At 43.5% G+C, this 7,727-nt stretch carries 6 protein-coding genes and 1 pseudogene; 5 read left to right on the forward strand and 2 right to left on the reverse strand.

All coding sequences use genetic code 11. The annotated features are described in order from the left end of the window. Window positions 1-30: 30 nt before the first annotated feature. A complete protein-coding gene (locus EXZ60_RS08480) occupies window positions 31-1,065 on the reverse strand; it encodes an NADP(H)-dependent aldo-keto reductase (RefSeq protein WP_277435551.1) in 1,035 nt (344 codons plus the stop codon). A gap of 134 nt (window positions 1,066-1,199) precedes the next feature. After that, window positions 1,200-1,865, reverse strand: coding sequence for a DNA mismatch repair endonuclease MutH (gene mutH / locus EXZ60_RS08485; RefSeq protein WP_026028083.1), 666 nt, complete (start codon window positions 1,863-1,865; stop codon window positions 1,200-1,202). A gap of 605 nt (window positions 1,866-2,470) precedes the next feature. Here mutH and rppH point away from each other — a divergent pair. From rppH to EXZ60_RS08510, 5 genes and pseudogenes are all read left to right on the forward strand, one after another. Further along, entirely contained in the window at window positions 2,471-2,989 is a 519-nt protein-coding gene (gene rppH / locus EXZ60_RS08490; RefSeq protein ID WP_010319133.1) for an RNA pyrophosphohydrolase, read from the forward strand. A gap of 2 nt (window positions 2,990-2,991) precedes the next feature. After that, window positions 2,992-5,238, forward strand: a complete 2,247-nt coding sequence (ptsP, locus tag EXZ60_RS08495) for a phosphoenolpyruvate--protein phosphotransferase (RefSeq protein ID WP_017047904.1) — start codon at window positions 2,992-2,994, stop codon at window positions 5,236-5,238. 8 nt (window positions 5,239-5,246) lie between these two features. Continuing rightward, window positions 5,247-6,038, forward strand: a complete 792-nt coding sequence (locus EXZ60_RS08500) for a sulfite exporter TauE/SafE family protein (RefSeq protein WP_047690145.1) — start codon at window positions 5,247-5,249, stop codon at window positions 6,036-6,038. Window positions 6,039-6,081: 43 nt separating this feature from the next. Continuing rightward, window positions 6,082-6,885 carry a prolipoprotein diacylglyceryl transferase gene (lgt, locus tag EXZ60_RS08505; protein ID WP_013857591.1) on the forward strand — a complete coding sequence of 268 codons (804 nt, stop codon included), beginning with the start codon at window positions 6,082-6,084 and terminating at the stop codon, window positions 6,883-6,885. A 15-nt stretch (window positions 6,886-6,900) separates the two neighbouring features. Beyond that, window positions 6,901-7,458: pseudogene (locus EXZ60_RS08510) on the forward strand (thymidylate synthase); the annotation flags it as partial. Window positions 7,459-7,727 lie beyond the last annotated feature (269 nt).

Below are 7,727 nucleotides of genomic sequence, written 5' to 3' on the forward strand. Positions count from 1 at the left end.
GGCTAGTGGCTTCGCTAGCCCCGAAGATATCTACGGACAAGGGTTGGAGTAAGTCGTCCCAATCTCTTGAATTTTAAGAAGCAATTCATTACTGAGTACGACATCTAAACTATCGATATTTGTTTTCAACTGCTCTAGGTTTGTCGCGCCAATGATATTGGATGCGACAAACGGACGTTGATTGACAAACGCCAACGCCATCTGTGCTGGATCAAGGCCATACTGGTTAGCAAGCTCAACATAAGCGTGAGTGGCTTGTACACCTTGCGCCGTAAAATAGCGAGAAAAGCGTTCAAATAGGCTGCACCGAGCACCGTCAGGTCTTACGCCATTTAAATATTTACCACTCAGGCAACCAAACGCCAGTGGCGAGTAAGCCAGCAGTTGAACACCTTCGAAGTGGCTAATCTCAGATAAGCCAATTTCAAAGCTGCGATTCAGTAAATTATAAGGGTTTTGGATAGAGACAATTCTTGCTAGATCGTGTTTTTCTGCCAATTTTAGCAACGTCATCACACCCCACGGGGTATCATTTGACACACCGATGTAACGCACTTTTCCAGCCTTGACGAGATCATTAAGCGCTTCGAGCGTTTCGATTAAAGTGACTTCTTCTTGCTGATCAGGATAAGGGTAGTTAAGTTGGCCGAACATGTTCGTTTGGCGTTGAGGCCAATGTAATTGATACAAATCGACATAGTCTGTTTTTAAGCGTCTTAAACTATCATCAATCGCTAAATGAATGTTGCGTCTATCGAGTGACATCTTTTCGCGGATGTGAGGCACGTTACGCGGGCCTGCCACTTTAGTCGCTAACACCACTTTTTCACGTTTACCTGATTTTTCTAACCAGTTGCCAATATAGCTTTCGGTCAGACCTTGGGTTTTACCGTTGGGGGGAACTGGGTACATTTCCGCAGTATCGATGAAATTCACACCTTGGTCTAAGGCGTAATCGAGCTGCTCAAAGGCTTGTTGTTGGCTATTTTGTTCACCAAAAGTCATGGTACCTAAGCAGATCTTGCTCACTTCCAGTGTGGAATGAGGCAGTTTGGTGTATTGCATATTCCTTCCTTGATGCTCTCGCTGGTGGAGTGTGTGACGTTTTTACTATAAGCGAAGATGGCAGTGAAACGGAAACGAATTGTGCAGTGAAAGATCAAACGGTTACGTTTTTTCATGAGCAATAACGAGCACTTTTAAATAAAGTGTTGCTCAAGAATGCTCGCGGTAAATTGAGTTCGAAGATAAAAGCCTCGTGGCAGGGTTTTGATAGGTTTGCCATTAGCACCGTATGCTTCGGTTAATGCTCGCCCGTTTGCCGCTTTTGGCCTGAGCTGTAATACTTCACCGTGCTTAGCGGTGATCTGCTCAACTTTGCCAAGAACGATGAACTCCATCAGTTCTTCCCAATCATTTTTGAGCTGCTGTTCTTGTGCAGGAGAAGGGCTCCATAGCAATGGCGATCCGACATGGCGCTGGGCTAGGGGGATCTCTCGCTCACCCTCTATTGGGATCCACAGTACTCGAGAGAGTTTATTTCGCACGTGGCTTTGCTCCCATGTTAAACCATGAACACCGGTGAGTGGGGCCACACACACAAACGTTGTTTCGAGCGGTTTTCCAGTGTAACTGATCGGAATACTTTTGAGCTCGATACCTAATTGCTCGAAATCTTGCTGAGGTTTGCTGCCTGCCGTTGCACCCAAATGCCATTCTAATAGCTGACCGACCCATCCTTTATCTTTTTTTAAGTCAGGGGGCACGGTCATCTTGGCTTCTTCGGCCAGTTGACTAAAGCTTAAGCCTGCAATGTCTTGGGCTCTAAGCATTAATTCATGTTCAGTTTTAGGTGCAGGTTTCATGATACTTTGAATGATAAAAACGCGATTGTAGCAAATTCTTATACACAATGTGCTGTCGTTTCTTTTGCTTAAAAGATCATCGCAATCCAAGTTATCCACAGGTTGATCGGAAAAATATTCCATTTTTTGTTTATCTGTATGCATTTACAGGGTTTTGCTTGAGAGAGTGGGCCTCTTAATCAGTAAATCTTATTTCTACTAGAGTGGGGGTGTGGATAACGAGCGAATTGGTGGATCTTTGAGCATGTTGTGAAAGGATCAATTTTTTGTTAATCGCAACGTAATGTGAATAATAGAAAATCCAATTAATTCATTGTTTTTAATGTGTTTAATTTATTATTATCTTTTTTGTATTAGTCCGTATTCTTTTGCTTTTTGGGGAAGTAAGTCGCTATCTAGAGATTCTTCACATAGTTACTCACAGAAAAGGTGAATAAATGTGGCTGGTGTCGCATTATTTTGTTGATAACTTTAAATTTGATGAAAAGTTATCCAATTAATGATTAGGAACACATAAATCTCGTGTTAATCACACTAGTAAGTTTGCTCCTATTGGGGATATGTGGAAAAATCAAAGCAATTAAGATTTTACTAGAGGTTGGCCAGTGATCGATGGCGATGGTTACCGACTCAATGTTGGTATTGTGATTTGTAACAACCATGGTCAGGTATTCTGGGCGAAACGATACGGACAACACTCTTGGCAGTTTCCACAAGGTGGAATTGACGACGATGAAACTCCTGAACAAGCGATGTTTAGAGAGCTTTACGAAGAGGTTGGGCTTACAAAGAAAGATGTGAAAATCATAGCAACAAGCCGTCATTGGTTAAGATATAAATTACCAAAACGGCTCGTTCGTTGGGATTCTCAACCTGTCTGTATTGGGCAAAAACAGAAATGGTTTCTTCTGCGCTTAGAGTGTGATGAATCAAGAATCAACATGCAGCGCGGCAGTACCCCTGAATTTGATGGTTGGCGTTGGGTCAGTTATTGGTATCCAGTGAGGCAAGTAGTCTCTTTCAAGCGAGATGTTTATCGTCGCGCCATGAAAGAGTTTGCATCATTCGCGATGCCATTTAAAGAACGTAATAACAAAGGTAAGCGCAAAAATAAAAGAGGATAGACATGCTCTCTCAGCTAAGGGAAATAGTTGAACAAGTATCCAAGGTAGAAGATGTACACCAAGCCTTGGATATTTTGGTTAAGCAAACGTGCAATGCGATGAGTACCGAGTGTTGCACTGTCTATCTTGCTAACGAAGAAAAACATCGTCTAGAACTGATGGCAACGCAAGGCTTAAAGTTCAAAGGCGACAAAATCCACATCGGTTTTGACGAAGGTTTAGTGGGCTTAGTGAAACGTTCAGCTGAGCCAATCAACATTGCTGAAGCGTCGAAACATCCTAATTTTAAATACTTCAAACAGCTTGGCGAAGAGGTGTATCAAAGCTTTCTTGGTACGCCGATTATTCATCGCAAGCGAGTATTGGGTGTGTTGGTCGTGCAGCAAAAAACACCTCGCTTATTTAGTGAGATGGAAGAGTCTTTTATTGTCACTCTGGCGGCGCAAGTGGCCGTGATTATTGCTCATGCTCAAACACAAGGGCAGTGGCTGCTTTCGAAAAAGCAGTTATCCACCAGTGGCATTGCTGCGTCATCTGGAATCGCGATTGGTGAGTTTTGGTGGGATGACACCCAGCCTCAACTGTCTGATGTTTACCCCGCCTCAACGCTCGATATTGAACGAGAACAAGAGTGGCTAGTGCTGGCGGTAGAAAGCGCCTTGAACGATTTTCGTCGTTTAAGAAAAAAACTCGATAGTGATATTAATAAAGATGCGTTAGCCATCTTCGATCTCTTTACTCATCTACTTAATGATCCGATGCTACGCAACGATCTGAAAAGCCAGATCCAAAAAGGTGATCGTGCAGATTGGGCATTACGGCAAGTTGTGGAGAGTTATTCCAACCGTTTTGCGAAGATGTCAGATGTTTACTTACGTGAGCGTGCACAGGATATTCGTGAGCTAGGTCAGCGACTGCTATTTTTTTTGCACAACACTGAGCATGATCAGCAGCAACTTGATAAACCGATTATTTTGGTGGTACGCGAACTTACTGCTTCAATTCTCGCCGCTATTCCTAAAGATAAATTACTGGCGGTGGTCTCTTTAGAAGGGGCTGCCAATTCCCACGCAGCAATATTGTCACGGGCCTTGGGCATTCCCGCAGTGATGGGAATTTCACTTAATCTCAAGGAGATCAACGGTAAAAAGGGCATTGTCGATGGTTATAGCGGCAAGGTTTTTATCTCACCAAATAGACAAATTCTGGCGGAATATCGCGCTTTAGCTTATGAAGAAAGCGAACTTTCTCAAATGGTTAATGAAACCATTGCAGAAGCTCCTTTTACGCAAGATGGTACACGTATTGAAGTGATGCTCAATGCTGGATTAAGTGCGGATACCAACATCGCAATTAACCAAGGGGTTGATGGTGTCGGGCTGTATCGAACCGAAATTTCCTTTTTGCTGCAACATCGCTTTCCATCAGAAGAAGAACAAGTGCAGCAGTATCGCAGCGTTTTGAACGCTTATCCTGATAAACGGGTGGTGATGAGAACGTTAGACATTGGTGGCGATAAAGCACTGCCTTATCTACCCATTGAAGAAGACAATCCCTTTCTTGGCTGGCGAGGCATTCGTTTTACGCTCGATCATCCCGATATTTTTTTGATTCAACTGCGGGCGATGATGCGTGCCAGCGGCGATAACCAAAATCTCAGCATTTTATTGCCAATGATTTCAGGAACGAAAGAGTTAGACGACGCAATGCGGTTGATTGAGCAAGCGTATCGAGAAGTTTCTAGCGTTGATGATCGGATCATAATGCCCAAGGTTGGCATTATGATTGAAGTACCATCGATGATTTATCTTCTACCATTGATTGCGAGCAAAGTGGACTTTGTTTCGGTTGGAACCAACGATTTAACCCAATATTTGTTGGCCGTTGATCGGAACAATGCACATGTTGCTGATGTCTATGACTCCATGCATCCAGCGGTGGTGATGGCGCTTAAACAGATTTTAGAGACTTGCCAGTCTTATCGTATACCTGTTTGTGTGTGTGGTGAGTTGGCCGGAGACCCTATCGGTTCACTGTTATTAATTGGTTTGGGTTATCGCATGCTAAGTATGAATACCTCCAACGTAGCCAAGGTCAAATATTTAGTGAGGCACTCTCAATTAGGACAGTTACGGCAACTTGCTGACAAAGCGTTGATGCAACCTTACGGCAACGACATTTATAATATGATGCACTCATACTTTGAAGATAAAGGCTTTGCTGGCTTTATCCGCGCAGGAAAAAAATAGGAACCAATGTGAATTTTGAGTTGATGGTGTTGCTGGTGTTATTGGGCTCAGTCGTTGGTTTTATGGCTGGTTTACTGGGCATTGGTGGTGGTTTAATTGTCGTTCCGGCGTTGCTTCTTTTGCTTCCCAAGGCAGGTATTTCCGCCGAACTTAGTATGCATTTAGCGTTAGCGACATCGCTAGCGACCATCATTGTTACTTCGGCTTCTTCGGCATTAAATCACCTTAAATTGGGCAATGTGGATATGTTTGTCGTCAAGTGGCTCATGCCCGGCGTTATCGTCGGTGGGTTTGTTGGCTCAATGATCGCAGATGTGATTCCGACTCAATATCTACCGAAAGTATTTGGCGTGATTGTTTTTTGCCTGGCGATTCAAATGTTTTTATCGATAAAAGCACAAATGCAAAGATCGATGCCCGGTGCGTGGGTGACCATGCTATGCGGCAGTGGTATTGGTATTGTCTCTAGTTTAGCGGGAATTGGTGGCGGTTCGCTCTCCGTTCCTTTTTTGAATCGTCATGGCGTTGAAATGCGTAAAGCCGTCGGTTCTTCTTCTGTCTGTGGGTGTGTGATCGCAATCTCTGGCATGATTGGTTTTATTTTGCACGGTTATCAAGTGGAGAATTTACCACCTTACAGCATTGGCTATGTCTATTTACCTGCGTTAGTCGCCATTGCTTCGACCTCAATTCTCACTACTCGATTAGGAGCGCGTTACGCGACTCAGTTACCGACGGCGGTATTGAAAAAAATATTCTCCGTTTTTCTGATGGTTATAGCGGCAACTATGCTGTTTTAATCACTTATTATCTTCACCTCATTTTTAGTAAGAGAACACGTTTATGTCTCAGGGTTTTATACAGTTCCCAAATATTGATCCCGTGCTGATTGCGATTGGCCCTATATCCATTCGCTGGTACGGCTTAATGTATTTAGTTGGTTTTGTTTTTGCGATGTGGCTTGCCAATCGCAGAGCGGACAAACCAAATAGTGGCTGGACTCGTGAGCAAGTCTCGGATTTGCTGTTTGCTGGATTTTTAGGGGTGGTCATTGGTGGTCGTGTCGGTTACGTGTTGTTTTACAATTTTGATCTGTTTCTCCAAGACCCGCTCTATCTCTTTAAAGTGTGGACAGGCGGGATGTCTTTCCATGGTGGTCTACTTGGCGTGATCAGTGCAATGTTTTGGTATGCACGTAAAAATAACCGGACGTTTTTTGGTGTCGCCGATTTTGTGGCTCCTTTGGTTCCATTTGGTTTAGGCATGGGACGACTAGGCAACTTCATGAACAGTGAATTGTGGGGGCGAGTAACCGATGTTCCATGGGCGATCATTTTTCCAAACGGCGGGCCTTTGCCTCGTCATCCATCACAGCTTTATGAGTTTTTCTTAGAAGGGATTGTGCTGTTTATTATATTGAACCTGTTTATCCGCAAAAATCGGCCAATTGGTTCAGTCTCAGGGCTATTTTTGATAGGCTACGGAACATTCCGTTTCCTTGTCGAATATGTTCGTGAACCTGATGCACAATTAGGATTGTTCGCTGGATTTATCTCCATGGGGCAAATCCTGTCGCTACCGATGATCATTGTCGGTGCACTGATGATGGTATGGGCGTACAAGGTTAACCATAAAGTGACTCAATAGTGTTAAGGATAGTTTGTGAAACAGTATCTTGAACTTTGTCAGCGAATTGTTGATGAGGGCGTTTGGATCGAAAATGAACGTACCGCCAAACGCTGCCTAACGGTGGTTAACGCTGATCTCACCTATGATGTAGGTCAGAATCAATTCCCGTTAGTGACAACGCGTAAAAGCTTCTGGAAAGCCGCAGTTGCTGAGCTACTTGGTTATATTCGTGGCTACGATAATGCAGCCGATTTTCGCGCTTTAGGAACCAAAACGTGGGATGCGAATGCGAATTTAAATGCAGCTTGGCTTAACAATCCATACCGCAAAGGTGAAGATGATATGGGCCGCGTGTATGGAGTTCAAGGACGTGCGTGGGCCAAGGCGGATGGTGGGCAGATTGATCAACTGCGTAAGATTGTTGATGATCTTTCACGTGGCGTTGATGATAGAGGCGAAATCCTAAACTTTTACAACCCAGGTGAGTTTCATATGGGTTGCTTGCGCCCCTGCATGTACAGTCATCACTTTTCTTTGTTGGGTGATACTTTGTATCTCAATAGTACGCAACGCTCGTGTGATGTCCCGCTTTTATAATCCCCTGCACAAAATGCATAATCAGTAAGTAAAAGAATCCTCGTTTCTGTTAATATTAAATTTATTGTGTTCATTTTTATTTGCACAATACGTAATTAATAATAATTTTGTGTAAATTTAATGCACAGTTCGAGGTTGATCCGCACCACCAGTTTTGGACACCTAATTAAGTGAGTACAATCACTAATGAGGTGAACCATGACAAACAAGAAAAAACGTATTCTCCATTCTGCTGAATTTAAAGCAGAAGCACTGAAGCTAGC

The organism is Vibrio sp. 1151_11, from assembly GCF_029478525.1.
GTDB lineage: Bacteria > Pseudomonadota > Gammaproteobacteria > Enterobacterales > Vibrionaceae > Vibrio > Vibrio anguillarum.